General features: G+C 57.7%; 18 protein-coding genes. 7 read left to right on the top strand and 11 right to left on the bottom strand.

Annotated features, from left to right (window positions below; genetic code table 11):
- Nucleotides 1-24: 24 nt before the first annotated feature.
- On the bottom strand, nt 25-1,449 hold the full coding sequence (locus DES29_RS07320) for a lyase family protein (RefSeq protein WP_113854667.1): 1,425 nt from the start codon (nt 1,447-1,449) through the stop codon (nt 25-27).
- Nucleotides 1,450-1,740: 291 nt separating this feature from the next.
- On the opposite strand from DES29_RS07320, the gene DES29_RS07315 reads away from it, so the two are divergent.
- The 3 genes from DES29_RS07315 (at nt 1,741) to DES29_RS12480 (ending at nt 4,033) form a co-directional block, all read left to right on the top strand.
- The gene (locus DES29_RS07315; RefSeq protein WP_021995863.1) at nt 1,741-2,727 is read left to right on the top strand and encodes a LysR family transcriptional regulator; all 987 of its coding nucleotides are present in this window, start codon (nt 1,741-1,743) and stop codon (nt 2,725-2,727) included.
- 119 nt (nt 2,728-2,846) lie between these two features.
- The gene (gene bioB / locus DES29_RS07310; RefSeq protein ID WP_021995864.1) at nt 2,847-3,899 is read left to right on the top strand and encodes a biotin synthase BioB; all 1,053 of its coding nucleotides are present in this window, start codon (nt 2,847-2,849) and stop codon (nt 3,897-3,899) included.
- Complete coding sequence (locus DES29_RS12480; RefSeq protein ID WP_156022094.1) at nt 3,878-4,033, top strand: hypothetical protein; 156 nt, start codon at nt 3,878-3,880, stop codon at nt 4,031-4,033. Before bioB ends, DES29_RS12480 begins: the two co-directional genes overlap by 22 nt.
- An 85-nt stretch (nt 4,034-4,118) precedes the next feature.
- Here DES29_RS12480 and gpmI read toward each other — a convergent pair whose 3' ends face one another.
- Together gpmI and DES29_RS07300 are read right to left on the bottom strand one after the other, a co-directional pair.
- Entirely contained in the window at nt 4,119-5,651 is a 1,533-nt protein-coding gene (gpmI, locus tag DES29_RS07305) for a 2,3-bisphosphoglycerate-independent phosphoglycerate mutase (protein ID WP_021995865.1), read from the bottom strand.
- Nucleotides 5,652-5,799: 148 nt separating this feature from the next.
- The gene (locus tag DES29_RS07300) at nt 5,800-7,149 is read right to left on the bottom strand and encodes an SLC5/6 family protein (RefSeq protein ID WP_113854666.1); all 1,350 of its coding nucleotides are present in this window, start codon (nt 7,147-7,149) and stop codon (nt 5,800-5,802) included.
- A 302-nt stretch (nt 7,150-7,451) separates the two neighbouring features.
- Here DES29_RS07300 and DES29_RS07290 point away from each other — a divergent pair, with 302 nt between their 5' ends.
- Complete coding sequence (locus tag DES29_RS07290; RefSeq protein WP_236578917.1) at nt 7,452-8,426, top strand: DUF362 domain-containing protein; 975 nt, start codon at nt 7,452-7,454, stop codon at nt 8,424-8,426.
- A 415-nt stretch (nt 8,427-8,841) separates the two neighbouring features.
- The gene (locus DES29_RS07285; RefSeq protein WP_113854664.1) at nt 8,842-11,577 is read left to right on the top strand and encodes an autotransporter outer membrane beta-barrel domain-containing protein; all 2,736 of its coding nucleotides are present in this window, start codon (nt 8,842-8,844) and stop codon (nt 11,575-11,577) included.
- A 110-nt stretch (nt 11,578-11,687) separates the two neighbouring features.
- Here DES29_RS07285 and pdxR read toward each other — a convergent pair whose 3' ends face one another.
- The 3 genes from pdxR to DES29_RS07270 are packed head-to-tail and all read right to left on the bottom strand — an operon-like array spanning nt 11,688 to nt 15,077.
- Nucleotides 11,688-13,163, bottom strand: coding sequence for a MocR-like pyridoxine biosynthesis transcription factor PdxR (gene pdxR / locus DES29_RS07280; protein ID WP_021995994.1), 1,476 nt, complete (start codon nt 13,161-13,163; stop codon nt 11,688-11,690).
- On the bottom strand, nt 13,160-14,053 hold the full coding sequence (locus DES29_RS07275) for a cytochrome c biogenesis protein (RefSeq protein WP_021995995.1): 894 nt from the start codon (nt 14,051-14,053) through the stop codon (nt 13,160-13,162). Before DES29_RS07275 ends, pdxR begins: the two co-directional genes overlap by 4 nt.
- Complete coding sequence (locus DES29_RS07270) at nt 14,043-15,077, bottom strand: cytochrome c biogenesis ResB family protein (RefSeq protein WP_021995996.1); 1,035 nt, start codon at nt 15,075-15,077, stop codon at nt 14,043-14,045. Before DES29_RS07270 ends, DES29_RS07275 begins: the two co-directional genes overlap by 11 nt.
- Before the next feature lie 241 nt (nt 15,078-15,318).
- Here DES29_RS07270 and DES29_RS07265 point away from each other — a divergent pair, with 241 nt between their 5' ends.
- Together DES29_RS07265 and DES29_RS07260 are read left to right on the top strand one after the other, a co-directional pair.
- Complete coding sequence (locus DES29_RS07265; protein WP_113854663.1) at nt 15,319-16,560, top strand: cation:dicarboxylate symporter family transporter; 1,242 nt, start codon at nt 15,319-15,321, stop codon at nt 16,558-16,560.
- Nucleotides 16,561-16,680: 120 nt separating this feature from the next.
- Nucleotides 16,681-18,408, top strand: a complete 1,728-nt coding sequence (locus tag DES29_RS07260) for an ammonia-forming cytochrome c nitrite reductase subunit c552 (protein ID WP_113854662.1) — start codon at nt 16,681-16,683, stop codon at nt 18,406-18,408.
- A 213-nt stretch (nt 18,409-18,621) separates the two neighbouring features.
- Here DES29_RS07260 and DES29_RS07255 read toward each other — a convergent pair whose 3' ends face one another.
- The 5 genes from DES29_RS07255 to DES29_RS07235 form a co-directional block, all read right to left on the bottom strand.
- On the bottom strand, nt 18,622-19,776 hold the full coding sequence (locus DES29_RS07255; protein ID WP_005432535.1) for an acyl-CoA dehydrogenase: 1,155 nt from the start codon (nt 19,774-19,776) through the stop codon (nt 18,622-18,624).
- Between the two features lie 36 nt (nt 19,777-19,812).
- Complete coding sequence (locus tag DES29_RS07250) at nt 19,813-21,405, bottom strand: acyl CoA:acetate/3-ketoacid CoA transferase (protein WP_021996000.1); 1,593 nt, start codon at nt 21,403-21,405, stop codon at nt 19,813-19,815.
- Nucleotides 21,406-21,594: 189 nt separating this feature from the next.
- Nucleotides 21,595-22,353 (bottom strand): type I 3-dehydroquinate dehydratase, encoded by a 759-nt coding sequence (gene aroD / locus DES29_RS07245; protein ID WP_113854674.1) that lies wholly within the window; start codon nt 22,351-22,353, stop codon nt 21,595-21,597.
- A gap of 151 nt (nt 22,354-22,504) precedes the next feature.
- Nucleotides 22,505-23,368: a quinate/shikimate dehydrogenase gene (gene ydiB, locus DES29_RS07240; RefSeq protein ID WP_113854661.1), complete on the bottom strand. Its 864-nt coding sequence runs from the start codon at nt 23,366-23,368 to the stop codon at nt 22,505-22,507.
- Nucleotides 23,369-23,504: 136 nt separating this feature from the next.
- The gene (locus DES29_RS07235) at nt 23,505-24,752 is read right to left on the bottom strand and encodes an MFS transporter (RefSeq protein WP_021996003.1); all 1,248 of its coding nucleotides are present in this window, start codon (nt 24,750-24,752) and stop codon (nt 23,505-23,507) included.
- Nucleotides 24,753-25,953: the final 1,201 nt, after the last annotated feature.

The following is a 25,953-nucleotide window of genomic DNA, read 5'->3' as shown; positions in this document are numbered from 1 at the left end:
TCCTTAGGGTGGTTTGATGGAGAGTTAGAGGAAGTGCTTGAATTCGGCTTCAAGCGCTGCGAGCGCATCGTTCGTACGCTTTTCGGCTTCAGCGGTGACGGCGCTCAATTGGGCGAGCGCCGCACGGTCTTCACGGATCATGGCGTCAACTTCCGCGGGTGCTGCGCTTCCGGCAGTGCGGCGGTTTTCAATGATTTTGCGCGGGTCCAGTGCATCTTTGAATTCGGTTTCGCTCATCGGAAGCACAGGGTCGGTCTCGGGAAATTCCTCTTCGATTTCTTCGCGGTAGATCGCCTGCATCTGGGCGTAGGGAAAGTCGAGCGGAAGCACGTTGTTGGCGCGGGCCCACGACACCATGCGGCTCGCCATGTGGTGGCCGATGCGGAACGGCAGCCCATGATCCTTCATCAATCGGTCAGCGATTTCCTGCGAAGCTGTCCAGTCGCTGTTGAGTTCTTCGAGCGCGCGGTCGGGATTGATGCGCAGTGCGCAGAGCACTTTGAGGAATCGGCTGAACATGCCGACGGCAGCATCCATCATTCGGCCGTTCTTGGCGACGTTTTTGCCGTCGACCATGCCCGGAACGAGATTGTGGATACGGGCGGCGGCGGCCGCCATTTCACCCACCACGTCCGAAGCGTCGGCGCGGCAGTTGTTCATCAGGCCGGGATTGCGCTTTTGCGGCATAGCGGACGAGACGTAGGTGTTCTCTCCGCCTTCCTGCAGAAGGATCCAAGGGCGCGGCTGAGCGTACTGCACCATCACGTCAGAAATGAAGCTGCCGACGTGCAGAGCGGCGGACGCATTGATGCTCGCGAGTTCGAAAGGCATATCTGCGGGCGACATGCAGGTGGCATCAAAGGCGTTGCGGCGCGGCGCAGGAAAGCCGAGGCGCACGGCCATCGCCTCGCGGTTCAGGGGCCAGCCCGTGCCGTTCAGTACCGTGGAGCCCATCGCGCAGGCGTTATAGCGGGTGAGACACTCGTTGAGACGTTCGCGGTCGCGCAGGAACGCGGCGGTAATGCCGAGGAGATAGTGCGCATAGCTGTTGGGCTGAGCGGCTACGCCGTTGGTGTAGTTGGGCACAATCGTATGACGGTTGGCCTCTGCGAGATCGAGGAGCTTCCCGATTACTGCGTCAAAGGCTTTGGCAACCTGCACGGTGCGGTCGCGGAGAATGGCCGTCCGCTGGGTGGAGAGAATGTCCTGACTCGAACGGCCGGCGTGGATAAGGGTTACCGCAGGCGAAGTTTCTGCGATGAGGAGCGGCTCATAGGCAATGTAGCTTTTCACGCGCAGCGCCGGATCCTTTTCGGCCTTGGCTTCAAGACGAGCGACGCCGCCCGCGGCCTCCCGTGCAGCTTCGTTTGAAAGGAGGCCCTCAGCCGCATTGACGACAATGGTCGCCTTGTTGATGGTGCTGGTCCAGAAAAATTCATCGCGCTGCATGTCTTGCTGCCTATTGGTGAATGGGTTTGAGGCTTGGTAGTTTGAATCGAGGGATGAAGGGTTGGCCCAAAGGCTTTTCCCTTGATATGCAGGCAGTCTGAAGCGCTGAGTGCATGGATTCAATAGCGCTTGGAGCAATTTAAATTTGCGTAGAGTGCAAAATATGCGGCTGGAGTCGTGCCGCTTCAGGCACTAACATCATGAAAAGACGCGGCGGCGGCAAAGCGGTTGGGCTTTGGGGTGCCTTCGTGCAGGAGAAAATGCTGCGTGCAGTAGAGCAGGGAGGCTTTAATGGCAAAAACAGATGATCTGCAGGCTTGGCGCTCTTTCATTGTTTTTGCCAGAAGCGGCACGCTGACGGCAGCGGCAAAAGCGCTGGAAACAGAACCCTCGAGTATTTCCCGCGCCATTTCTGGGCTCGAGCGCACCCTCGGCGTTGAGCTTATCCGCCACGGCGTGCGCCCATTGGTCCTCACGGATGCAGGCCGCATGGCGCACAAACGCATGGAAACGATTCTGAGGGCGCACGACTCTCTGATGGACGCTCTGAAGGATGACAACCGCACGCTCGAAGGCAAGATCCGTCTTTCGTCGGCGCCGGGTTTTGCGGCGAGGCATCTCACGACGCTGCTCCAGCGCTTTCAAATCGAGCATCCGGGCATTACGGTTGAGATCCTGGCCGGCTTGAAAGAGGCTGACGTACAAAAAGGGCTCTGTGAAGTGGCCACGCTCACGGGGATTCCCACGCTGCCGAATCTGGTCTATATGAGCCGCGGGCGAAATGTCTACGTAGCTGCGGCCAGTCCGGACTACATTGCTCGGTGCGGCATGCCCGTGAGGCCCGCGGATCTGCGCCGTCATTCGGGCTACATCTACTGCGGACCGGTACGCCCGGAGACGAAGGTGCTTCAGCGCGGCAGTGAAACGGAGGCTGTCCAGTATGCTTCAGCCGTACGGTCCACCGACATCCTGGCTATCCGCGCGGCGGTATTGAAAGGCATGGGCTGCGCGGCGGATCTGCCGCTCGTGCAGATTGCAGACGATCTGAAGGCGGGGCGTTTGGTGCCGATTCTCCCGGGCTGGTCACATCCGCCCGTTGAGTGCTTTATCGTGACTTCGCGGTCAGCTTGGCACACCAAGCGCGTGCGCATTTTCCTTGAATGGTATGCGCGCGCCATGCAGGCGCTCTTCGCGGGGTTTGAACGCGAAGCCTCTCCCTATGTGGGGCTGCCCGCCGACATGCCGGCGGTAGACCGCAGCCAAATTTTCATGACCTGATACAAATCGGGCACAGACTGCAGCGGAAGAGCCTCCCTTCGGGCATAAACTCGACCTCCGACCTCTTATTCTTGACGGACACGAGTGTTTCGCGCTCGTGACCGTAACTGCGAGACCTCATGCCGGTTCTTCAGCCTATTATTGACCGCATCGCCCGGAACGAAACGATCTCCCGCGATGAAGCACTTGCTTTTGCTTCTGATCCTGCGCTTCGGGCAGATCTTTTTGATACCGCCGCAGAAGCGACGAAACGCTTTGCATCGCGCATTTTTAATATCTGCGGCATTGTCAGCATCAAAACAGGAGCCTGCTCCTGCGATTGCAGATGGTGCGCACAGTCTGCGCACTGGCCATCTTCTAGCATTCCGATTCATCCCATTTTGCCTGTCAGTGAAGTGGATGCGGCAGCCGAGCACGCTGCGGCGGGCGGCATCACTCGTTTTTCACTGGTGGCGAGCGGCCGCAAACCTTCTGCGCGGGAAACCCGGATGTATGCGGAGCACCTTAAAAAGCTGCGCAGCACCAACCCCAAGCTCGAGCTCTGCGCTTCGCTCGGGCTCCTTAACGAAAAGGATCTTGCGCTTCTCAAGGAAGCCGGCCTTGTGCGGGTGCACTGCAATTTGGAAACCTCCGAGCGGTTTTTCCCGCAGGTGTGCTCATCACACACCTGGGAGGATAAAGTGAAGACCATTCGCGCCGCTAAGGCGGCAGGACTGGAGGTCTGCTCGGGCGGGCTCTTCGGCATGGGTGAGACAGCGGAAGACCGCATTGACCTGGCGTTTGCGCTTCGCGAACTCGAAGTCCCGTCTATTCCGCTTAATCTTTTGGATCCTCGTCCCGGCACGCCTTTGGAGCATGCCCCGAAGTTGTCCGAAGACCATTTCCTCACGACCGTCGCCCTCTACAGACTCATTAACCCGCAGGCAGAGCTCCGCTTTGCGGGCGGCCGGCTGCAGCTTTCCGAATATGCCGTGCGGGAAGCCATGCGGATCGGCGTCAATTCGGCGATCTGCGGGAGTCTCCTCACGACGGATACCATGGGGCCGACCGCTGAAGCCGAGCGCTTCATGGCGGCCGGATACGAGGCTGATGAGGCGATGGCTGAGGTTCTTGAGCGTTCCGGCGGGACAGATTGCGAGGAAGACGCTGTATGCGCGGCCTGCGCGAGCTGACGCTTCGCGCAGAAGACGTTTCAATCCTTACTTGGCGCCGCACGCCTCTTCAGCTTCTGCGGCGCCCTGACGGCGTCCGAGGCGCCAAATGCCTCGGACACTGCTCAGGCTCAATGCTGATGCGCCTTCTTTAAGCTGAGAGAACGCAGACCGCAAAAACAAAACGCCCGGGAGTTTCGACTGCCGGGCGTTTGGGTCTGGATGGATTGGACTGGCGGTTTATGCCTTAAGCTCAACCAAAGGCTTGCCGGTCATCTCGGGCGGCACGGGAACGCCCATAAGCGTCAGCACGGTCGGTGCGACATCAGCGAGAACGCCGTTATGAACGGCCTTTGCTCTCGGACTCACGACGATGATCGGCACGGGGTTAAGTGAATGTGCCGTATTGGGTGAGCCGTCGGCATTGCGGGCATGGTCAGCATTGCCGTGGTCGGCAATGATGACGACGTCGGTTCCCGAAGCCTGGGCGGCCTCAATTACCTGCTTCACGCAGTCGTCCACTGTCCTCACGGCCTTTTCAATGGCGCTCCAGACGCCCGTATGCCCAACCATGTCGCCGTTGGCGAAATTCAGACAGATAAAGTCGTACTGACCGCTCAGAAGGGCCGCAGAAAGCTTCTGAGCGACTTCCGGAGCGCTCATCTCTGGCTGCAGGTCGTAGGTGGCGACTTTGGGCGAGGGGACGAGAATGCGGTCTTCGTTGGCAAAGGGCTCTTCGCGGCCGCCGTTCAGGAAGAATGTGACGTGGGCGTATTTTTCCGTTTCAGCGATGCGCAGCTGCTTAAGCCCCAGGCTTGACACATATTCGCCGATCGGATTGACGACATTTTCCTTGGCAAAGAGCACATGCAGGCCCTTAAAGGCTGCGTCGTAGGGCGTCATCGTCGCAAACCAGAGCGGCAGCGGGTGCATGCTGCCCTGCGGCGCCTGGGTGAGAACCGAGGTGAGTTCGCGTGCGCGGTCATTGCGGAAATTGATAAAGAGCACCGCATCATCGGCTTGGAGCGTGCCGAAGGGACGGTCAGCCTCATCCGTTTTCACGACGGGCTTGATAAATTCGTCGGTGACGCCGGCGGCGTAGGACGCACGCACCGATTTGGCAAGGTCTCGAGAATGCGTTCCTTTGCCGTTCACGAGCTGCTGCCAGGCTTCTTCAATGCGCTCCCAGCGCTTGTCGCGGTCCATGGCGTAGTAGCGGCCAATGAGGCTTACGAGCTGAGCCCTTTCCCCGGGCTCGGAAAGCTTGCGCTCGAGCGCTTCCACAAATCCCAGGCCGCTCTTGGGATCGGTGTCGCGGCCGTCCATGAAAGCGTGAACGTAGACATGCTCAATGCCTTCGCGGCGGGCAAGGTCGATGAAGGCCAGAAGATGGTCAAAACTCGCATGCACGCCGCCGTCGGAAAAGAGTCCCATCAGGTGAAGCGCTTTGCCGGAAGCTTTGAGGTACTCAAACATCGCGCGGCATTCGGGCTGCTCAAGGAGCTTATCCTGCGCACAGGCGCGGTTGATGCGCACAAGATCCTGATAGACCACGCGGCCGGCGCCGATGTTGAGGTGGCCGACTTCGGAATTGCCCATCTGACCTTCGGGCAGGCCTACGTTTTCGCCGTAGGTGCGAAGCTCCGCGTGAGGGTACCGGGCGGCAAGGCTTTCAATGAAGGCCGGGTGCGCCGCGCTGATGGCGTCGGCCGGGTCTGCAGCACCGCCGCCGATGCCCCAGCCGTCGAGAATCATGAGAAGAACTTTGGTCATTGCTTAATAACGCAGATGCAGCGGAGCGGCGCCCGGCTTTGTCGGATAAAAACTGGCGGCGCTCCGAAAAAACTGCCCGTAAGCATAAAGGATCTGCGTGTCGGGATCGAGCTCCAAAAAGCCCGATGACGACATTAAGGCTTCTAATTTATGAAAGCGGCTGAAGCGGTGACGCGGCGGCCGTTCGGCGGGTTTGGGCGGCGCGCCGTACGGCAAAGATCGCAAAAAGGGCGGCAGCAGCGATGCCGCCGTAAGTCCAGAGGGTGATGCCGGTAAGGCTGCCGATAAGCCCTCCCAGGCCGCCCGCGGCGGCCCCAATAGTCCAGAGCTTGGGATCCGCGTGTCGGGCGCGGCCGGCGACGAGGACGAGGAGCGGCACGGCAACGCCCGGGACGAAGAGCGCGTAGCCCTTGAGGAGCCACCCGATGATGTCTCCCGAGGTATAGGCGGCCAGTGCGGCCAAAATGCCGACGGCGGCAGCCCAGAGACGCACGGCACGTGCACGGGCGCCGCCAAAGAGATCCTTCTCAATGATGCCGGCCGCGGAGAGCAGAATCGTATCGGCCGAGCCGGCAAGCGCACTGATAAGCCCCATGGAAAGCGCTGCGGCCGCAGCGGCTGGGAGCGGACTTCCGACAGCGAGCCAGTCAGAAATCGGCTGCTCAGCCTTGATGTTGAGGAGCGCGAGCATCGTCACGATTACGCCGAAGAAAACGAGGAGCGGCGCAGCTGTCCAGGCCGCGCGGCGCGCGGTCTGCGCATTCTTGGCCGCGAAGGTGCGCGAGAACATGTCTGGGCCGATCAGGTAAGTGATGCCGACGAGGAGCATCATCTTCACCCAGTCGCCGAGCCCGAAGGTCTCCGTAAAGGGCATCACAGGAAGCGCCGCGATGTCAGCGCTCCGCTCCATGACGCACCAGAGCGCTGCGGCGGAGAAGCCTCCCAGCAGCAAAATCGTGTGTAGAAAGTCGGCCCGCAGAATGCCGCGCTGTCCGCCTAAAGCCGTATGAAGCACAATGCCGGCCGCGAGAAGCACATAGAGCACCTCAGCTGTCATGCCGCCCGAAATGGAATGAAGGAGTGCGCGCAGTGCAGTGAACTGCGCGGCCGTCACCGCTGCCCAGGAGAGCGCGATAATGGCGCCCGCCCATTTTTCTGCCGCCGGGCCCGCAAGGTGTCTGAGCACATCCGGGAGCGTCACGACGGGGAGCTTGCGGATAACGGGCGCAATGATGAGACCGTGGAGAAAAAGTCCGACAGCGCCGACGCCGAGCCACCAAAAAGCCGCCGGGCCGACCTTCTGAGCGAGTGCGCCCATGCCGAGCGTGGCTGAGCCGCCGATGATCGTACTCACAAGCGAGAAGGCGCAGAGCAGCGCGCCGGCCGATCCGCCGGCCGTCAGAAACGCGTTGAGTTCACGTTCGCGAGTCCCGCCTCGGATGCCGAACCAGAGGAGTGCCGCGAGGTAGGCCAGAACAAGCAGAGTGAGATAGTTCATCGAAAGGCTCTGAGAAGAATTCGAAAGTTCATGATCTTACGCGCCTGCCGCAGCCGATTTAGGGTTTACGCTTGATCTTTCGGCTGAACACTATCCCGCGAAAAGGACCTGTGCCGATGTTTTTCTGCAGTTCCGATTTGGGCACATCTTTGAGAGAAATGGATATTTCCTTTGTTGACAGGAATGGTGAAAATAAATCGGTCAACACGGCTGCAGGAACGTTTAAGCCGTTGTCCTCTGACGAACTGCACTGATTGAAGGGCGGCAGTTCATTCAAACGCATTAGGAGAACCGTTGTGAACATGACTCGGAAAGACTTCTTGAAAACGGCCGGTGCTTGTGCGCTCGGTGCCGTCGGGACGGCAGCGGGCGCCTCAGCGCCCGCTGCAGGCACAGAAACCGGGCGAGCCAAAGTGTATTTTTCACCCGTGATCGACTCGGATCACTTGAATAAACTCTACGACCTGATCAAGGACAATTTGTCGGGCAAGATCGCCATTAAGCTCCATACCGGCGAGCGTCACGGTCCCAACATCCTGCCGCGCGAAATGGTGAAGTCCCTGCAGGCACGCATCCCTGAGAGCACGATTGTCGAAACGAACACCCTCTATCACGGCGACCGCTACACCACCGAGGATCACCTCAAGACCCTTGAAATCAACGGCTGGACCTTCTGCCCGGTTGACATCATGGACGCTGAGGGAACGGTGAATCTGCCAGTTAAAGGCGGCAAGCACTTCAAGGAAGTTTCGATGGGCGGCCATATCGTCAATTACGATTCGATGCTGGTCCTCACGCACTTTAAGGGGCATGCGATGGGCGGTTTCGGCGGCTCAATGAAGAATATCGCCATTGGCTGCGCCGACGGCCGCATCGGCAAGCAGCAGGTTCATGCCGTTTCGGATGTGAATCTGCCGTGGGATCAGTGGCCCGGCAAGGAAATGCTGATGGAGACGATGGCAGAATCCGCCAAAGCCGTCTGTGATTACTTTGGGAAGAAGATTGTCTTTATCAATGTGCTGCGCCGTATGTCGGTTGACTGCGACTGCGCGGGCACGTCTGCCGCGGAACCCACGATCCCAGACATTGGCATTCTCGCTTCCACAGATATTCTGGCCATTGATCAGGCTTCGGTCGATTTGGTCTATGGCCGTCCTGACGCTGAGAAGCATGATCTGGTCGAACGTATCGAAAGCCGACGCGGCCTGCATCAGCTCACTGCCATGAAGGCGCTCGGGATGGGCAATGACCAGTACGATTTGATTACGGTGCCATAATTCATGCAGAGCAGAAACAAATCGGCCTCAGGCGGCGCGGGTTCGTCTGAGGCCGTTGCTTTTTGAGGGAGGTTGTGTTGATCAAAGCGTCGAAGACCTTTGGATTGCTTTCATTTAGAAAACCGGCATTCAAACTTAGGCATAACTTTTTTGATGCCGGAGTTTCTATGCTGTTGTCACCGGTGATTGCTTGACGAAGACGATTGAATTCAGTAAAGTCAACTAAACAGAAAACGACTGTTTCTGTCATTGCGCATGCAATAAAAATTTACACGGGGGGGGGGTAAACAGCCCTCTCCAGTGTTGAGAAATCAGCACTTTCTTTCCGATGAACTTCGTGTTTCGAGTCTTTGGACTTGGATGCGAAGTTTTTTATTTCTCTCCAGCTTCAAAGACACTAGCGTGGAGAGAATCTATGACGAAAGGAAAACTCACACCGTTGGCGCTGGCCATCGGATTCGCATTATCGGGCCCTATTTTGGGCGCAGAAGTGACCGGTCCCTATATTCATTCCAGTCAAACGTTTGATGAGGACACGGTTTATACGGTCACAAATACCGTTGCTGTAATCGGTTCGGATTACACCAATCCCGTTGAAATAACGATCGGTGCGGGGAAAACGCTGACCTTACAAAACTCGTATGTCAATACGCAGACCAAGATTTTAGATGGCACCTACCGCGGTGGTTTGACCTTTACCGGAGGCAATTTGGTCTTACGGATGGACGACACCAGCATATCGACCACCACGTTGGACGATGGCACCGTAGTGCCCTATACCGAGCAATGGTTTTTCCGGGCTACCAACTATGAAAATACCGGAACAACGACCTTTAACACGGACAGTCCTGTGCTGATGGAAGGAAGCGTGCCGGAGGGGGTGGCGTACCACGGGAAGGTTTTTTTCAACAGCGGTTTGGTGATGAATATTGACCGCTCCGGGGTGGACGTAGCACGCGACATCATGGCTGTGTTGGGTCAAATCGGTGGCACCTTCTCCGCGACTTCGGCGGAAATCAATATCACCGCCGGGGCGAACGACACTACGATCGGGGCGTTTCGACTGGGATATGGAGCCAATCTTGAGGTGGGTAGTCTGAACCTGCAGCTCAATGGCAACAATGCGGAGAGCATGACAGAGGTGGAGGGTTTGTACGTTTGGGATCATAAGAACTATCCACAATACACCGCATATGGAAAAGACATCGCGATCACCGGCCCGGTGACGATCGCCATTTCAAAGGCACCTCAAGCGACCGCATACGCGTTGGATTTGGTCTCCAAGCGCAATTATTCCTTCGGCGATCAAATGAGTATCTCCATTCACGATACGAACCACGCCTACGGTCTTTATACCGACCAAACAGTGGGGTTCTCGGGCGATCTCACGATGGATTTTGCGGATAACAATGCTGCTTGGGGTATTTTTGGCTATAACGACGCCCATGTGACGGCGAAGACCGCCACAATCACCATGAAGGGCGATTACACCACTGGTGTCCGGCTGCACGGCACTTCCATCGCTACGATTTCCGATTCTTTGACCACTGATGCAAAGGATGCGTTGTTTGGGCAAGACAGCTCCGAGATCGACATCCAGAAAGATTTCATTACCACGGCAGAATCGAGTTTGGCAGCCAAAAATGATGCGCAGATCCGCATCAACAGTACCGGAGCCGGCAAAGTGCAGTTCTCAGGGTTTACGGAAATCACTGACAACGGACAGATCTCATTGACGGTCGGTTCCGGAGCTGCAGGCGAAGATTCCTATTGGAACGTGACCGATTTTTCGGCGCTTACCGGGTTGACGGTGGCCGCCAACGCGAGCTTGAACTTCCTGCTGACTCCCGAACTCTTGGGCAATTTGGCCGCAGACGGGGCGATTGTTACGGTGACGGGCACTCCCGTCCTGCTGCACTCGGCAACCCAGGGGGCAAGCACCATCACGCTTACGGGCACCGGACTGGCATTGAACGCGGGTGATGAGGTGCGCTTGATCAACAGCGAGAAAGGCATCGCGTTGGACGAAGTGAACAATCTCTTGGCCGCGGGCGATTCTTTGGACGAGCTCAAGGGTGATCTCAAGGTGGAGCACATTGCGTCTCTCTCTCGCGTACAGGAAAGCGATCTCACCAAGGACGATTACGATCTCCTGATGAAGAGTGACCAAATGCTGGTGGCCACGATCAAGGAAAAACGTCCGAGCAGCGACAAGGTAAATGACCAGACGAACGCGCTGATGCAGTCGAGCATCGCATCCGCCGCTACGATGTATGCGGCCGATGAGCTCTTAATTGACTCCACGATGAAGTCCCGTCAGGGTGTGCGTCAAACCGGCCCCTTTGCGGCGGCTCGTGTGGGCAAGTACGACCTCGACGTCACCGGGGACGCGGACACCACGGTAATTTCGGGCCTTTTGGGCTACGCCTTCAACGTGCAGGATTCCGAAGTCGGAATCTTTATGGAAATGGGCCACGGTACCTACGACACCCGCACCGCCACGACCGCTCCGGTCGGTGAGACCAAGGGCGACGGCAAGCACAACTATGTGGGTTTCGGTGTCTACGGCAACTATGCGACGCCGATTGACTGGCTGCATGTCACCGGATACGTGAAGGGCGGTTGGCTTCGCAATGAGTTCTCCGCGCCTATTGCCGGCGTTTCCGTAGATTTTGACCGCACGAGCAATTATTGGGGCGCTCATTTAGGCATGTACGGTGAATTCCAAGCTGCTGGGAAGATCAAGAACAGAACATTCTTGAATTACTTCTACGACGGCCGCGAGAGCGAGTCCTACACCGCCTCGGGTTCTTCGGACGTGGCAGGAGCGGATTTCCATTTCAATTCGCTCAATTCACACCGAGCACAATTGGGATCGGTGTTTGAATACGCCTATACGTCCGCCCTGCGTCCCTATGCGGCGTTGACCTACGAATACGCCTTCAAGGCGGATGCCAAGGGCCGAGCCTCCGATCAATTTGGTGATCTGGGTTTGAACGGTACTGACCTCGAAGGCAGCACGGGCATCGTGTCGCTCGGCTGGACGTATCAGAACGAAGCCAAGCACTTCGAATTCGATCTGGGCGTGAACGGTTACACGGGCAAGCGTCAGGGTGTGAGCGCGCAGCTGCAGGCCGCCTGGAAGTTCTAAACGTTATCGTCTGAGAACCGGTACGCTGCGGCCCAAGCAGCGTACCTTCCCCGATGATTTTTGGATCTGCTCTAGTGAAGCCTGCGTTCGAGGTGACGAGAGCTTATGCCTCAGTTTGAGGTGCGCAGAAACGAACGGATACCCCTCGAGAGCTCTTCGACCGCGTTTTCGAGCTGAACCTCTGAAAAGCCCGCGAAACCGAGGATCAGACCGTACTCTTTGGGCGCATCGGCAAAGCAGGGCGAAAGAGCGCGTGTCTCGAGGCGGTGTTCCCGACGCAGGTAGTCCGCAAGATGCACGTCGTCGAGCGCTTTTTCAAAACAAAAGCACAGGTGCGTGCCTTGGTTGTCGATCGTGAGGTGACCAATGTCGCCAAGAAAGCGGCCGATGGCGCGGATGGCTGCATTGCGCCGCTTGGCATAGAGCACTTTCAGACGCCGCACATGTGCGTCGTAAAAACCTCCGCTGATGAATTCGGTGAGAATGGTTTGGTGCACTTCGGACTCATGTCGGTCTGATAAGAGCTTGGCGCCCTCGAAGGCCTTCGCAGCACTTTTGGGGGCAACCAAGTATCCGAGGCCGAAGCCCGGGTAGATCATTTTCGAAAAGCTGCCGAGGTATACCACGGAAGATTGAATCTCTGCGATAGCAGCGAGCGCCGTCGTTGGTGAGCCGGCGTAAGAGAGTTCATTGTCGTAGTCGTCCTCTATGATCCAAGCCTTGTGCGCTGATGCCCAGCGGATTAGAGCTTCTCTTCGCTGCCGCGACATGAGCATTCCGAGCGGGTACTGGTGACTCGGCGTGACCAAAACGCCTCGGACTTCAGGGAAAGCAGAAAGCTGCTCGACGCAGAGCCCTTCAGCGTCAACGGGAACAGGTGCGGGACGAAGGCCCCAGTAGCGAAGTGTGCTGCGGTGGACTTCAAAGCCTGGATCTTCGTGTGCGACGGCATCACCAGGATTAAAGAGGATTTGCGCGCACAGAGCGAGGCCTTGCTGAATACCCGAGGTAATGATGATCTGTTCGGGGTCACAGGAAATCCCTCGAGCAGAGCGCAGATGATCTGCGAGGACGCGGCGAAAAGGCCCCCAGCCTCCCGGATGGCAGTAGCTGTTGTGCATCCAGGGACTTTTAGAGATGCGCGCAACAATCTGAGTCCATTTTTTCCCCGGCAGGCTGTCGTAGTCTGGTGCGGCAACCGCCAGCGGTTCTTCGGTCTGAACATGGAACTGCGCAGCGCAGAGCGCCAGTTGCGCGCGTTCTGAGAGTTCTGGAAGGCTGGAAGTCTCTGTGGGCGGCCTGCCTGTGCGGGGGTCTCTCCGTTCACGCAGCGGCAGATGCTCCGCAACGCACGTGCCGCTGCCCACTCTGGCATCGCACCATCCTTCATCTACTAAGCGTTTGTAGGCGGCCGTTACGGTATTGCGCGAGATGCCGAGGCATTCGGCCAGAATGCGCGAGGCAGGCAGCCTGTCGCCGGGTTGGAGCCGGTGTCTGATCTCCTCCTGCAGGGCCTTAGTGAGCTGCTCGTTAAGCGGCACGACTGAAGTCTGATCGAGTTTGATGGAGAACGGATGGGGCGTCATGGAGAGACCTCTAGTGCGGCGTAGCTGTGCAGACCCGCAAAGAAAATGTTAACGCCGACGTAAGTGAAGATTAGTACGGCGAAAGCCGCAAGTGTCGCTGCGGCGAGTTTTCGCGGGGGAAGCTCGCGGCGGTGATCAAAATGAAGAATAGCGAGGAAGGCGCACCAAGTGATAAATGCCCAGGTCTCTTTGGGATCCCACGCCCAAAAGCGTCCCCAGGAGTGATGCGCCCAGATTGCCCCGAAGAAGAGCCCCCCGATCGTGAAGATTACGAGTCCGAGGAGGTTCAGACGGCGGATGAGCGGTGCTGCTGTTTCCGCAGAGGCGCCGCCGCAGAGAAGTGCGGCTCCGGCGCAGGCAGAAAGGCCAAAGAGTGCGTAGGCTGTAAAGGAAAGCGTGACATGTGCAACCAGCCAATAGCTTTGAAGGGCGGGCAAAAAGAGCACTGGAGCAGTCGGCACCGCATAGAGATTCAATGCCAGCAGCACAATGCCGCTCAGCATGATGCCTCCGCCGAAAAGCTGCGGGCTGCGGCGCACGGAGGAACATGCGGCAGATGCCAATGCAGTGAGAAAGGCGCAAAAGACTGCCGACTCATAGAAAGTGGCGGTCGGAAAGGAGAGAAACCAGTCCGTATTCATCTGCCACATGTACCAACGCCACCGATCCAGAAGTCCCCAGCCGAGGCCAATTAAAGCAAGAAGCGCTGCGGCAAGACTGAAAACTCGAAGTGCTTTGCCTCCGGATGAAAGCGGCTGGCGTGAATTGGGCTGAGTCTGAGCCGCACTGGCCGGAACCCTCCGAGCCGTAAATGCAAGCGAGAGCCAGGACAGCAGAGCGCCGATGACCAAACCTGTTCCAGACAGGGTGAAGAGTTCTTCAATATTCATGGCTGGCCTCGGAAAAAGATCGTGAACCGAAAGTGATGAAGGTGTAGAGCAGCAGGCTCAGTCCGGCGACAAGACCGCCGGCATAGAAAAGCCAGGCAAAGGGGGTTTTGGCAACGGAAAGAACGGTGTATTCGAGGTTTTTGAAGTCGCCGACTTCGATGACGAGATCGTCTTCGATCCATGTCGCGTTCTGATACGGCATCACCCAGTGGCTCAGATCTTCCCCGGAAGGTCTGACAAGCCGAATCAGATAGCCGGGATTGCGCATCTGATCGGCGTCGATGGTTTGGGGACGTCCTTTGACAAAAGTGATGGTCGGCGAAAAGTCTTCGATAAGGAGGAATGTGCCGTCGGTGAGCTGGATCGGTTCGCCAATGGCGATGAGGTAACTCATCTCGCGGTCGCGAACGGCAGCTTTCACTTCCACGGCGCTGTCTTTTCGAGGTGCAAGGCCGCAGTCCTGCTGATAAAACGTGACGCCTTGATAGGATTGGGGACTGTTCACCGCCAGAAGCAGGCTTGAGGCGGGAACAGTGTCATCCCGCGATGAAGAGAACCGAATGGTTGAGGCATAACGTTCGGGGCGCGTAGTGCCGGGATAGACGTCGAGTTTGAAATTAAGGCATTCGACTAAGAAGCCCAGAGGCCGCTCGTTGCCCGCATCGTCAAACCAGGTGGCTGCGCTCTCGCCCTCACGAATGTAGACGAAGCCCTTGAAGCCTAAGGCAAAGTCCAGCCCCATGCTGACCACCATCGCGAGCAGTCCGGCATGAAGACCGATCATTGCCAGCGATTGCCGCGTGAAGGGCGCTCGAGTGCGGCGGATCAGGTAGAGGACCAGTGAGAGGGCTGCCGCGGTGCTGCCGAGGATCTTCAGTACAGCCAGAATGTCAGCTATATACGGCCGGGACACAAAGTTCTTGAGGGTCTCCATCCCGGAAGACCCGACCAAAAGGACGCCGCCGATGAAAGCAAGCAGTACGCTCAAAGGGATGCAGCGCAGGTTGGTGAAGAGATGGGACATGGCAAAAGCGTGCAGGAATAGAGGCTGGAGAACCTCAGCTGGGACCAGTCTATGAAGCCATTTCCGCTGGCGCAGAGCCAATTGGAGACCTTTTGATGGTGCCAATATGAAGGAGGCATCCAAATCTCTAATGAATTGGATGGCAGGGGATAAGCTCTTGTGGGTAGATCCGCAAGGCAAGGAGGGGTATTGCCGCGAATCATTTTTCTTCCTTTGCAGCTTTGAGCTGAGCGTCACCTAAATGATGAAATCTCCTAACCGCTTGCCAGCAGCGCTGCGCCGCTGCCAGCGATACAGCATTCCTGCAGCATTCATCTTTGCGCTTATGTTTCATGGCTTGCTGCCTTCCGGCGGATGGTGCTTCGAAGTACGTGAACTGCTGACCTGGACGGGACAGGCGTTTATTTGGGGATTGACTTTGGCGGCTCCTCTTTTAGTTGCGGCATCGACGTCGACCGCTGTCGGCGGGATTCAATGCAGCGGGTTTTGCCGAGTCGGGCGCGTTTTTCTGGCCTTCATACTCTCAACGTTCCTCTGCGCAATGGCGGGAGCGCTGGCCGCTGGAAGCGTCGAAATGACCTATCCTGATCTGAGCGCAGAACTGGGGGTGCGGCAGGATCCGACAGCGGCTGCGGGGTGGAGTCAGATGCTGCCGGTTTTGCAGGTGATGCCGAAACTGCTGATGCCTGGCGCAGTTGCGGCAGCACTGGGAATTGGTCTGCTGCTGCGCTGGGCGGGTTCTCAAAACGTGCGCGCTCTCGTCGAATCCGCAGGCATACGACTGATGGCTGCTCTGCGCTGCTATCTGAAGCTGCTTCCGGCGGCGGTCTTCTGTCTGACAGTGGGGGCACTCACTCGCGGAGGATTTTCTTCATTAGGACAATTCGGCGCTGTCGCGCTTTTAGTGTCGGGCGTCACGCTTACCGGTCTGTTGGTCATTAATCCTATTGTCTACAAATTATTTGCACGACGCCCCGTGCGCGGCGTACTGCTTGATCTTCTGGAGCACAGCGCCTACCCGGCGTTTCTCTCGCGAAGCTCGCTCGCAAACATTCCAATGAACCTTGCGTTCTGCCGGCGTTACGGGGTGCCTGACAAAGTCGCGTCGATCACGATTCCTCTGGGCGCGGCCTTTAACATGCCAGGCGCCGCTGTGACGCTTTCCGTCTATGTGAGCCTTGCACTTATCGGAACAGGCATGGGCGATTGGGGAACGCTGGCAGCGGCCGCAATGTGCTCGGCGCTTTTTTCCATGGCGGCAGCCGGCATCCCGAACGGTTCGTCCGTTCTTTTGCCGACGCTTCTCGGTCTCTTTGGGTGCGGTGATTCAACTGCAGCAGTGATGACGGCATATTTTGTGATCTCTGTCCTGCAGGATTCTGTCGGCACTGCACTCAATTCCTCTTCGGATGCGTTCCTTACAGTGGCCTCGGCGGGCGGACACTCTAAGGCGGATAGGGCGGCAAACCTTATGCGAAACTGAAGTGGCTCTGCCATTGAGCAGGAAAGTGGCTCCGAAAACTGGCTGAACGACGGGAAGAATCTCCTTCATCAAGACTGCACCGCTTTGACCGCGGTGCAGCACCTCAAAGGAGATCCATCCATGCACCCAAAAAAAACAACACGCATAACCATGCTGATTGCTGCGGCCTTAATCAGCTTGCCGACGGCCGCATCAGCTCTCGGAACCGGCCGTGCCGCCGGTACGCCCCTTACGCCGCCCCCTCAGGCGCTCGATGCGCAGACCTGTCTGTCATGCCATACCACCATCAGCAAGCTTCACACCCGCGGAGCGCACAAGGACGTTAACTGCGGGTCGTGCCATACGGTGAAGGCTGAACACTTTTCTAAGCCCTCCGCTGCGAACCGTCCGACGACGCGCTTTGACTACGAATCTTGCTCTCAATGCCACACCTCGGAACATCAGGACCTGATGAATCCGAAATACCATTATGCGTGGGCAAAAATGGGCGGGAATCCCGCCTACTCGTTCATCCGTGATCAGGACGATGGTTGGCCGCGGTCGCTGCAGTACCGCTTCCCTCGTTTCCATTCAAGCTTGATGGCTGATTTTGTGGCGAACCGCGCGAACGGACGCTTCCAGTACGATGACAAGACGGGACAGGGGAAACCTCAAGAAAAGCACTGGGATGTCATCAAGGACATGCATCCGGAAAACGGCGATCAGATGATGGGCGACGTTATCGGCATCGGCTGGCGTCCGCACAAGGGGCGTGAAGGACAGCAAGACTCCCGCTGCCTGCTTTGCAAAACGTCCGAGACCATGATGGAGTACTCATACGATCTGATGTCGGCGAATCCCAAGGGTTATGACTTTTCAAGTCCGGTGGTCCCGATGCTGAAAAAGATTCAGACGGGCTTCAACTGCAATTTCTGCCATGACCCGCATTCCGCAGAGCCCCGCATCATTTTTGCGCCTTTGATTGAATCCATGACCGGCGAAAACGGCAGGGAGAACTTCTATCAGAAGACCGTCGGCAGCAAAGCCTCCACTCCGATTGAGGTCATCGACATGGGTTTGCGCGGCTTCACACGGAAGATCGGCATTCTGAAGGACTACAACGCTAATTTCCAATGCGGTCAGTGTCACAACGCTGCGAATCGCTATCTGACTTATAAATGGCTCAATGACGATAAGCCGGTTAGACCGGAGGACCTGCAGAAGGCCGGCGTAAGCCCCTACGCGACGGAGTTTTTTAAGGATCCCCTCGAATCCTGGGCCTGGTTCAAGTCGAAGGGATGGCACCAAGGCGTCAACGGCACGACCGGTGTCCATTACGTCAATGGATCGGATCATCCGCATGTTGAAATCATGCTTCAGAGCAAGCACGGTCAGGCCGGGGTGACCTGTACGGACTGTCACTTCGCCCGCAAAGCGGACGGCAAGGCTGAACATCAGCCCAGTCTCGTGAAGCTCAAGGTTGAGAACACCTGTATGCGCAGTGCCTGCCATGGTCCGGGCTCAAAGAGCAATTGGACCGATCCGGGACAGGCGCTTTATACGATTGAAGCGATTCAGCAGGAATACCGCATCCGTGTGCAGAAGATGGAGATGGCTGCTAAAGACGCACAGCGGATCTTCATGAAGCTCAAGGCGGGCGAGGCGAGTCTTCCGCAAGAGGTTAAGGAGAAGCTGGAAACGGCCTATGAGAAATACCTCTCCGCACGAGATTGGTACCTCACCGACCTTTCTTCCGGTTTCCATGATCCTGAAGGATTTAACCGCACGGTTTCGGTGGTGACATGGGAGCTGCGCAAAACGAACGCAGCGGCGCAGAGTGCTCTGAAGAAAACGCCGGTCAAGCAATAGCATCCGTCGTTTTTCAAAACTAGGGACGAACATTGCACGAGGGGCCAGAGCCTTTTGGCTCCTCGGTGCGGCAATGAATAATGCCTCAATAAACATCAAAGAAAAAAGAGCCCATGAAGACAGCAAGTCTTCATGGGCAGTCAAGTCCCGTGCGAAGACCTCGCGTTTGGATCGGCAGGTCTGCGCTTCGGATAAAGAGAGATCAATCAGCTGTTAGTCGCGGAAGGCCTTCAGAATCTGACGGCCGGCGATGTAGATCATGATTTCGTCGGTGCCGCCGCCGATGCGTTCGCAGCGGACGTCGCGCCACAGACGCGAGACGCGGGCATCGTTGGTGTAGCCGAGGCCGCCCATGATCTGGATGGCGTCGTCGATCACCTCGAGGGCCGTGCGGGCGCAGTAGAGCTTGGCGAGCGCGGCGGTTTCACGCATGGATTCCTTGCGGTCGGCCTGAACGGCGCAGCTCAGGACGAGGTGGCGCATGTTCATGCACTTAACCTTCATCAGCGCGAGCTTTTCCTGAATCATCTGGTTAAAGCCGATGGGCTTGCCGAAAGCAATGCGCTGATTGGCGTAGCGGGCGGCGTCTTCAAAGGCGCATTCCGCAAAGCCCGTGCAGCGCGAGGCGTTGATCAGGCGTTCCATTTCGAAGTTGTACATGACGTTGAGGAAGCCCTTGCCTTCTTCGCCGACCATGTCTTTTTCTTCAACGACGACATTGTCGAGATACACCTCGCAGGTGCTCACGAGATGCCAGCCGATCTTGTGGAGCGGGTTGATCTTGACGCCGGGGGCCTTGGCATCGACCCAGAAGAGCGAGAAGGCGAGCTTGGGATCTTCGCACTTCGGATCGCGGGCGAGAACGAGCATGTAGGGATATTCGGCAGCGCCCGTGATGAAGGTCTTCTGACCGTTGATCACGATCTTGCCGTCTTTGCGTTCCCAGGTCGTGGTCGCGGCGTTGTTGTCCGAACCGGCGCCCGGCTCCGTCAGAGCGAGGGAGTAGGCGGGGTCGCCCGTGGTGGACGTGCTTTCGGCCGTGAGGCGAAGCTGCTCGGGCGAGCCAAAGTGGATCATCGAGTGCATGCACTGGCCGTTAGTCATCAGGAAGGCCGGCGCGCCGCACTTGGCGATTTCCATAATGGCGAGCATCTGCGTGACGTAGTCGGCCGGGATGCCGCCGTGCTCTTCCGGAACGCCCAGCAGCGAAATGCCGTTTTCGGCGAGGGCCTTCACGAATTCACGCGGATACTTGCCTTCTTCGTCATGCGTGCGGAAATATTCTTCCGGGAATTCGTTGTTGATGAGTTCGCGGATGCTCGAAAGAAGGAGCTCCTGCTCTTCGGTCATGGTGAAATCGATTGCCATGATGCGTATTCCTTGAGTAATGAATTCGAAAAAAAGTTATTCGCCGTCGGGGAGCTTGAAGCCCATCACAGCGTCCGTGAAGAGGCACGGATCCATCGTCTTGAGGTTTTCGTCGATGATCGGACGGAAGGCCATCTTCGAGCAGACATCGCGTTCGATATCCACGCCCGGAGCGACTTCGATCAAGTGCAGACCATCTTCCTTGAGCGTGAAGACAGCGCGTTCGGTGATGTAGCGGACATCGAGACCGCGTTCGAGAGCGACCTTGCCGCTGAACGTGATTTCGGGAAGGCTTTCGACGAACTTCGTGACGCGGCCTTCCTGGGTGATGCGCAGGCTGCCTTCGCCCACTTCAGTCTTCAGACCGCCCGCGGTCAGCGTGCCGCAGAAGACAATCTTGCGCGACGTGGCGGAAATGTCGATGAAGCCGCCCGTACCCATGATCTTGCCGTTGAACTTGTGGACGTTCACGTTGCCGTGCTGGTCGACTTCAGCGAAGGAGAGGTAGCAGACGTCAAGGCCGCCGCCGTGGTAGAAGTCGAACTGCGCGGTCATGTCGAGGATGGCGCGGGTATTCACGTTGGCGCCGAAAGCGACGCCCTGCGTGGTGATGCCGCCGATCGGACCGGTTTCGACCGTCAGCACGAAGTCTTCGTCGCAGCCTTCTTCGCGGGCGACGAGACCAATGCCGTCAGCAATGCCGACGCCCACGTTGCCGATGGCGCCCTTCTTCATTTCATAAAGTGCGCGGCGGGCGACAACCTTGCGCTGGTTGAGCGGGATCTTGACGCGTTCGCTGTCGTCGAGCGTGAAGTCGCCCGAGATGAAGCGGTTGACCGGCGCGCCGCCGTAGAGCTGCGTCTGGGCGGGATCAACGACCACGATGTCAACGAGGTAGCCCGGAATGCGGACAGCCTTCGGGTGCAGCGTAGCCTTCTTCACCATTTTCTGAACCTGCATCATCACGATGCCGCCGTTGTTGTGGACGGCTTCGGCGATGACGAGGGCGTCGAGGTACATCACTTCGTCTTCGAAGGTGGCGTAGCCTTCGCTGTCGCAGGTCGTGGCGCGGATGAAGGCCACATTAGGCGCAACGGTCTTGTAGTAGAGGTATTCCTTGCCTTCGAGATTTACGAGGCTGATCAGGTCCTTTTTGGTGATGTCGTTTAACTTGCCGCCCTGATTGCGCGGGTCAACGAAGGTGCCCAGACCGATTTCACTCAGAATGCCGGGCTGATGGGCGGCCGAAGCGCGCAGCATCTGCGTGAGGACGCCCTGGGGGTAGTTGTAGGCAAAAATCTTATTTTGTTCGGCCAGTTCGGAGATGCGCGGAGACTGACCCCAGTGGCCGCAGAGCGCCCACTTGACGAGGCCTTCCTGAGCGATCGGACTGATGCCGCGTTCAGCGCGGTCGCCGAGCCCCGTCGGGCTGATGATGCCGATGTTCTTCGGCGTCTGCGTGGTCTTATAGCGTTCAGCAAGGGCTTCAATGAGCTTCGTGGCTTCAAGGATGCCGCCGCCGGCGCCGAGGACGCAGAGGGTGGATTCATCGGGAATGTACTTGACAGCTTCTTCGGCCGTGAGAACGGGAACTCGGCCGTTGATGCGCTTCGGGCGTGCAAACGTCATGGGGGATGTCTCCGGAGTGACCGCGCGTGGCGAAAGCAGCGCGGCAAAGGAACGTAACGGGGGATTGGGGGGCGGCGATTGGAGCGACAATGCAGCCCCCGGCGGCTGCCGCAAAGGCGGCAGTCGTTCCTAAAAAAAGGGGGCGGAAGTTCGAGTCGGCGGACCGAGCGAACTTCCAGGCTGGCCCGATTAGGCCTTATTGATGATCGTGAGGACCGTGCGCAGGTCGGACACAGAGATCTGGCCCGGGGCGGAAGCGGTCTTCACGGCGCCGAAGGTGGCAGCGGAGCCAAAGGCTTCGCCCGTGAGACGGCTCGTCACGCCGGTCTTGCCCATGCTCATCGTGATGATCGGGCGGTCAGCGTATTTTTCGGACATGTCGACGGTCGCAGAAAGCACCGTGAGGACGTCCTGGCGGCAGGTGGGCATCAGCGCAATCTTGGGGATGTCAGCGCCGAGCTCCTGCATGCGGCGCAGGCGATAGATGATTTCGTCCTTGGCCGGCGTCTTGTGGAAGTCGTGGTTGGACATGATCACCTTCACGCCGCGGGCGTGGGCGGCGGCGATGGCATTCTTAACGAGCTCGTCGCCCGTGAAGAGCTCGAGGTCGATCAGATCGACCAGGCCCGTTTCCGCAACGGCGATATTGAGGGCGATGTAGTCGTCGGCCGTCAGTTCGGCTTCGCCGCCTTCGTGCTTGGAGCGGAAGGTGAAGAGAATGGGCTTTTCGGGGAAAGCGGCGCGCAGCGTCTTGAGCGCTTCGAGAACGGCGGCGGAATCGGTGACGGCAGCAAAGTGGTCGCCGCGCCATTCGAGAATGTCGAAGTCTGCAGCGGCGTAGGCGGCAGCTTCGGACTTCACGGCGGCGAGATTCTTGGCCATAAGCGAAACGATGATCTTGGGGGCGCCTTCGCCCACGGTGATGTTCTTGATCTGAACGGTCTTCATGACGATATTGATGAATGCAGCGGGGGATGAGCGGAGCGAGCACAGACGCTCGGGCTGCTCGAATGGAGTGGGAGCGGCGGGCCTCCGAAAGCAGTTTCCCACATTGAGAGGCTGCTTCGGAGACATCCGCGGATTGGAGAGCTGATCTGGATTACTTGAATCCCATCTTTTCCTTCACGTATTCGATCGGGAAGTCTTCGCCCGTCCAGAGCTTGAACTGTTCCCAGCCCTGCCAAAGGAGCATGGCGTAGCCGTCGACCGTGGTGCAGCCGGCTTCCTTGGCCTGCGTGAGGAGCTTGGTGATATGCGGGTTGTAGACGCATTCCGAGACGACGAGGCCCGGACGCAGCCAGGAGGCATCGCCCACGACGGAGAGTTCGTGCAGGGGCTTCATGCCGACCTTGGTGGCGTTGGTGAGCACGTCGGCGGAATCAATGGCAGCGCGGAAGGCGGCCGTGTCGTCGAGGTCGTGAACGGTAACGACGCAGTCGGTCTTTTCATTGACGCGCTTGGCAAAGGCATGAGCGCCTTCCCAGAATTCGTCCTTGCGGTTGAAGAGCTTGACTTCCTTGAAGCCTTCGACAGCGGCGCGGGCGCCGATGGCCGTGGCAGCGCCGCCGGCGCCGACGAGAACCATGGTCTTGCCCTTCGGGTCAAAGCCCGTTTCCTTGATGCCGTGGAGGTGGCCCGTACCGTCGGTGTTGTAGCCGATCAGGCGGCCGTCCTTATTGACGATCGTGTTGATGGCGCCGGCGAGTTCAGCGGCCGGATCGAGTTCGTCAACGTATTCGATGGCGAGCTGCTTGTTGGGTATGGAAACGCCCGTGCCGCGCATCTTCAGAGCACGAAGACCCTTGATGGCGTCGGGGAAGCTTGCATTGTCAACCTCGAAGGCCATGTAGCAGATCGGCAGGCCCATCTTTTCGAGGGCGCAGTTCTGCATCGTCGGCGAGAGGCTGTGGCGAATGGGGTAGGCCATGAGGCCGATCAGTTCATACTTAGCAGTAACTTCCATTTTGATTGCTCCTGGATAGAGAGGTGATTGGATGTCGCACCGGGCGTCAGGCAGCAAGCTTCTGACGAGGGTGTCCGGCGTCGCCCGAGCGCGGCATTCGTTAGGCGTTTAGCCTGGAAAAGATGTTGACGGGGGGTTATTTGTTCGCGACGGCGCGTTCGCCCCAGCGCAGATCGTTTTGCGGAATTCGGAAGACCGCGTAGTAGCGCTTGAAGAGGTAAATGGCCGAGAGGAATGTAAGGACCGCGAGACCGAAGTCGAGCAGAATCACGTAGCGGATGCTGATCTGCGAGAGGTAGCCCGTTGCGAGCGGGATGACGAAGTTTGCGAGGCCGCCCATCATCATGTAGACAGAGGTCACCTTGGCTTTGCTGTCCGGGAAGAATTCCGCCATCACAGCCACGCCGAGCTGCAGGATGCCGCCAGCGGCTGAGAAGCCGATCAGGAAAGCGCCGGCCGTGCACACGAAGGGCGAGGGGTAGAGGTACAGAACCGCAGATGCGACGCAGGCGATGAGGCCGTTGAGCGTCATGGCCCAGACGGAGCGCACCTTGCTCTTCAGAAGGTAGGCAAAGGCGAAGACGCAGACGAGCGAGCCGATGGAGTAGTAGGAGATCGTGGTGAGCGATTCGGCTTCCGTCATGCCGCCGAAGGCTGCGGCGTAGCGCGGCATCCAGACGGCGACAACGTAGAAAGTGGAGAAGGCGCAGACGCCGAAGACAACCGCCACCAAACCTTCGAGCATCATCTTGGGCTTGGCGCGCATCTGCGGAACATCCGCACCGGCAGCGCCCGAGCCGCTCGTGCCGGGGAAGCGGCACTTGATGATGAAGAGCGAGAGCACGATCAGGATGGCGCCCGGGACAATAAAGGCCCAGCCGTACCAGAGGCCCGAAACCATGAGAAAGCTCACGCACATCGGATAGAGCATCTGACCGAAGGACACCATGGCCTTGAGCAGAATGACTGCGGAACTCGAAGCCTTCGGGAAGCATTCGATCATGGCCGGATAGCCGCCGGTGTCAATGGCTGAATTGGCCGCACCGACGCAGAAAGCCAGAATGAAGGCAATGGTGAGATTCGGGCTGTAGGGGATGCCGAGGAAAAAGAGAACGTAGAGGACGAGCCCGAGGAGGATCATCGAGCGGCGGCCAAACTTGTCTGAGAGTGCACCAAAGAAAAGGATGGTGACGAGACGGCCGAGGCCGATGCCGGAAATCAGGTAGGCGATGCCCGCGCTGTCGGTTGCGAATTTTTCTGCAAGAGCCGACATGTTCTGCGCGAGTGCGATGACGCTTGCACCGTGCAGGAAGTACGCGACGTAGATGCCGATCGCCGCGACGAGAAACGATGTGCTTCCCGCTGCGGAATTGGGTTTAGTCATAAAAGCGTTCTCCGGTTTTATTGAAGAGAAAATTAAAGGGTGTCTGCTTCAATACATTTGTATTGTTTAATCCGCGGCGGTTTTAAAAGTCATTTTTAATTGGCTTTATTCGCCGGTCGGATTACTTCCTTTGGACAGGAGAAATTATCAAAATGTGCAAAGCCTTTGGATAGGCAAGAAAATGTTTTGTTTGCCAATATTTCTGCACAGCCGAAACGCCGGCTGACGAGTTAAAAGGCTTTTAATGCTATGAAAATTAAGGAAAACAGTATCGGCGCAGGAACGATCGAAAATGACTTGAATAGCTCGAATCGTGCATGGAGGACTGGACAATCTTGCTTGGCCGAGGGGTGACCAGCCGGGACCCAAGCCTGATGAGGGGCTTCAGAACCGGCGGGAGGGCCTCCTTTGGGCTCGAGCGGCGCAGGGCTGTTCAAATCGGACGGGTCGTCCCTAATTCACTGAAAACTCGTTGGTTTACCTTATCTATCTTCGATTTGATGAGGATGCTGCCAGCAGCAGTGAGGGATGTTCGTACGTCTTATAGGTTCTAAAGAGGGCGGGATGGCGCCCTCTGGAGCTGCATCTCTATATAGAGGGAGGGGCGAAGTGAATCCAAAGACTCCAGGGCCTCAGGCAGCCGACAGAATGACGCTGCTTGATTCGTAAACGACTGAGAGGCTCGATTCCTGCACGGAAGGCGAAAGTGCTCAGCAGGCTGAAATTCTGTTAATTAATTGAAAAATAAACAAAATACGAAGAAACTATATTGCAGGCGCCGATGGCTATCTTGCACGGAGGATGGAATTGAGCTGCCCTTCAAAGTGAAATGGGCTCTTCTGAAGGAGGGGAGGACGCGCTTGGAGCGCCTTCGGACGAGTGTTTGAAAATGCCTGAAATCCGCCCCAATTAACTAGTACTGCAGGGGAATTGACACTAGATCGGCGGGATGACGGTACTGCGCCTTTGGGGGAACTGGAACGTGCTTGGCAGTGGTCGGCGGCTTGAACCGCATGGATCCCTAACCGGTGAGGGAGATCGGAGGCGAGCTGACGTATTTTGCTCCCTGAATAAAGGTTTCGTCTGGCGAAAACCTAGGTAAAACAAAGGAATACTCTCATTTCACCGAATGTCAGCGGGGATGAAGCATGCCATCGCGTGCAAGATAATTTAAACGAAAAACAAATATGGCTCTCGTCAA

Origin of the sequence: Sutterella wadsworthensis (assembly GCF_003315195.1) — a bacterium.
Classification (GTDB): domain Bacteria; phylum Pseudomonadota; class Gammaproteobacteria; order Burkholderiales; family Burkholderiaceae_F; genus Sutterella; species Sutterella wadsworthensis.
This window is presented reverse-complemented; position numbering and strand designations above follow the sequence as displayed.

Excerpts from the sequence above, each read along its gene's own strand:
- DES29_RS07320 (WP_113854667.1), bottom strand. The coding sequence starts at position 1,449 with ATGCAGCGCGATGAATTTTTCTGGACCAGCACCATCAACAAGGCGACC.
- DES29_RS07315 (WP_021995863.1), top strand. The coding sequence starts at position 1,741 with ATGGCAAAAACAGATGATCTGCAGGCTTGGCGCTCTTTCATTGTTTTT.
- bioB (WP_021995864.1), top strand. The coding sequence starts at position 2,847 with ATGCCGGTTCTTCAGCCTATTATTGACCGCATCGCCCGGAACGAAACG.
- DES29_RS12480 (WP_156022094.1), top strand. The coding sequence starts at position 3,878 with ATGCGCGGCCTGCGCGAGCTGACGCTTCGCGCAGAAGACGTTTCAATC.
- gpmI (WP_021995865.1), bottom strand. The coding sequence starts at position 5,651 with ATGACCAAAGTTCTTCTCATGATTCTCGACGGCTGGGGCATCGGCGGC.
- DES29_RS07300 (WP_113854666.1), bottom strand. The coding sequence starts at position 7,149 with ATGAACTATCTCACTCTGCTTGTTCTGGCCTACCTCGCGGCACTCCTC.
- DES29_RS07290 (WP_236578917.1), top strand. The coding sequence starts at position 7,452 with ATGACTCGGAAAGACTTCTTGAAAACGGCCGGTGCTTGTGCGCTCGGT.
- DES29_RS07285 (WP_113854664.1), top strand. The coding sequence starts at position 8,842 with ATGACGAAAGGAAAACTCACACCGTTGGCGCTGGCCATCGGATTCGCA.
- pdxR (WP_021995994.1), bottom strand. The coding sequence starts at position 13,163 with ATGACGCCCCATCCGTTCTCCATCAAACTCGATCAGACTTCAGTCGTG.
- DES29_RS07275 (WP_021995995.1), bottom strand. The coding sequence starts at position 14,053 with ATGAATATTGAAGAACTCTTCACCCTGTCTGGAACAGGTTTGGTCATC.
- DES29_RS07270 (WP_021995996.1), bottom strand. The coding sequence starts at position 15,077 with ATGTCCCATCTCTTCACCAACCTGCGCTGCATCCCTTTGAGCGTACTG.
- DES29_RS07265 (WP_113854663.1), top strand. The coding sequence starts at position 15,319 with ATGATGAAATCTCCTAACCGCTTGCCAGCAGCGCTGCGCCGCTGCCAG.
- DES29_RS07260 (WP_113854662.1), top strand. The coding sequence starts at position 16,681 with ATGCACCCAAAAAAAACAACACGCATAACCATGCTGATTGCTGCGGCC.
- DES29_RS07255 (WP_005432535.1), bottom strand. The coding sequence starts at position 19,776 with ATGGCAATCGATTTCACCATGACCGAAGAGCAGGAGCTCCTTCTTTCG.
- DES29_RS07250 (WP_021996000.1), bottom strand. The coding sequence starts at position 21,405 with ATGACGTTTGCACGCCCGAAGCGCATCAACGGCCGAGTTCCCGTTCTC.
- aroD (WP_113854674.1), bottom strand. The coding sequence starts at position 22,353 with ATGAAGACCGTTCAGATCAAGAACATCACCGTGGGCGAAGGCGCCCCC.
- ydiB (WP_113854661.1), bottom strand. The coding sequence starts at position 23,368 with ATGGAAGTTACTGCTAAGTATGAACTGATCGGCCTCATGGCCTACCCC.
- DES29_RS07235 (WP_021996003.1), bottom strand. The coding sequence starts at position 24,752 with ATGACTAAACCCAATTCCGCAGCGGGAAGCACATCGTTTCTCGTCGCG.